Source organism: Aliivibrio sifiae, from assembly GCF_002954705.1.
Classification (GTDB): Bacteria; Pseudomonadota; Gammaproteobacteria; order Enterobacterales; family Vibrionaceae; genus Aliivibrio; species Aliivibrio sifiae_A.
The window spans coordinates 571,653-573,714 of sequence record NZ_MSCO01000002.1 but is presented as its reverse complement, the minus strand read 5'-3'; the positions used below and the strand labels follow the sequence as shown (position 1 = coordinate 573,714).

Below are 2,062 nucleotides of genomic sequence, written 5' to 3'. Positions count from 1 at the left end.
CGTATAACCCCTTGATTTTTTACCTTCAAAATTTCCATTTCTAATTGCTCATTAGGCACAAAATACCGCGCTGCATCGTGCTTTAATATTGTTAAATATTCAGTCATAGAAACATTTTTATCAATTTCTATTTTGCAGTCATATGGGTCATTAAATACTACCGGTTTAGGAAGATAAACCTTATTGTTAGCAATAATATCTAACGTAAATTCATTGAATGCTCTGTATTTATACAAATGAGTTACTTCTGATCTATACATATTCCCCCGCTAATATAACGCCTGCATAACACGTTTGCTACCATACAGACCTAGCTGAATTTTAACGCCTTAACCACTGAAACTAAAGGCAAACTGACAACGCCGAATGTAGCAAATCGTGTTGATGCATTTGTTATATGCGTTCTTAAAGTCAGCTAACTGACTTATCTCAAAGCTGACCTGAGAAGCATCATTCACCCAACTATTTAGAATATTCCATCAACTCAACTGGAGCGCCGTTTACTTCAATAAATGCAACAATTAAGCCTTCACTTGGTGAATTAGGTTCAATTATGACTTTCTTACCTTTAATTTCAGCCATTAAGTCATCAACTTCAAAAGCGGCGTGAGGAACTGTTTTTACCAATTCAGGATATGGAGCATCAGCCCAAAAACGCTGCCACTGGATCCCGTAAGGATTATTCTGATGGTCAGATACTGTCATTTTCAAATGAGGTAAATCTATTTCACCATCGAACCGTTCTGTTGTTGGTATACCTAAATGATTGAACTTCATTGAATATCCTTATTATTTCCACTTCAAGCATATAACGCTGGCATAACACGTTTATTACTATACAAACCAACCTGAATTAACCGCCTTAATCACAAAACTAAAGGCAAACCCAGAACGCCGAATGTAATAAATCGTGTTGATGCGATTGTTGTGCGTGCTTACTTTCGGCTTGGCAAACTTGGTAAAGAACTGCCCTGCCAAGATTTTCTAAGTCCTGATTCTAATTTACCGATAGTAATTAAGCGAACAAAATGTTCTTAAATTGCGAGATAAAGAAAATGGAAAACAAATACACTTTTTATGCCATTTGAACGACTTGGTTTCAGCATATTTGAAACTGATAAACCAAATATCCTTGCCACAACTGGGATTGAAAATGCTGCGAGGAAAACACTGATACAGGCTAAAATGAGGCATAACCAAAGAACAATTGAAGCGTAAATTAGCTTCTGAAACGCCTAAACTTAGGGAAATAAGGATTAATTTGCCGAACCTGATAATAACGGAAACCAAAAGGAAACAAAGAAGAAAGGAACGCTTACTAAGCCAAAACTACGAAAGCCGCGATCCTTTTGATGAACCGTGCAAAAAATTTCGGACTCAGTACGCACAACGCCTGCATAACACGTTTACTACTATGCAATTATACTAAATATTGACGCCTTAAAACGAGAAACACCCGACAACCTGAGATGCCGAGTGTAGTAAATCGTGTTGATGCGATTGTTATGTTGTTTCTCCAAGCGCGTATCTAAGCTCATCAATTGCGTAAGTCAGTTTTAGATTCGTTTGAGGCACTCTGTTAAGTTTCATTCCCATCTCAACAACGTCAATTTCAGACAAACCACCTGCTGATTCAATCCATGCGCTATACAAATTAATAAGGTCAGTCATAGAGCCTACCTTACTTCTATTATCGGTTTTAGCATAATGCAGCACCGTTTCATTATTTGAAAATGCTAACACCGTCTGAGGGCTAATGTCTTCAGCTTTCAACTGTAAACACAGTCCTTCCAAAAAATGCTTTCTTAACGTTTTGATATGTTCTTTTCTGACACCAATAATAAATGAGAATAATGTTTTCTCTTCCATAAAGACTAAAACTTTACGACGATTTTGGATAAAAGAGTTAACAAACCAATTACCTAGAACAAACCTTTCAGGTTCAATTTCACTTAAGTCACTTGGTTTCAGGCCAATGAAATCTTGAACTTTTTTGGTACATTTAAACTGAAACATAGCTCACCCCAAGGTGTTGAAAAACCTTATTTTACACCAACAACAT

General features: G+C 36.6%; 2 protein-coding genes and 1 pseudogene. All 3 read right to left on the bottom strand.

Going from position 1 to position 2,062, the window contains the following annotated elements; genetic code table 11:
• Positions 1 to 260 (bottom strand): annotated as a pseudogene (locus BTO22_RS20035) (hypothetical protein); the annotation flags it as partial.
• A gap of 202 nt (positions 261 to 462) precedes the next feature.
• Positions 463 to 777 (bottom strand): VOC family protein, encoded by a 315-nt coding sequence (locus tag BTO22_RS13600; RefSeq protein WP_061030684.1) that lies wholly within the window; start codon positions 775 to 777, stop codon positions 463 to 465.
• A gap of 726 nt (positions 778 to 1,503) precedes the next feature.
• Entirely contained in the window at positions 1,504 to 2,016 is a 513-nt protein-coding gene (locus BTO22_RS13590) for a DUF6933 domain-containing protein (protein ID WP_105055964.1), read from the bottom strand.
• Between the last annotated feature and the right edge of the window lie 46 nt (positions 2,017 to 2,062).

Bases quoted from the DNA above. Each gene is read 5' to 3' on its own strand.
- BTO22_RS13600 (WP_061030684.1), bottom strand. From the start codon at position 777: ATGAAGTTCAATCATTTAGGTATACCAACAACAGAACGGTTCGATGGT.
- BTO22_RS13590 (WP_105055964.1), bottom strand. From the start codon at position 2,016: ATGTTTCAGTTTAAATGTACCAAAAAAGTTCAAGATTTCATTGGCCTG.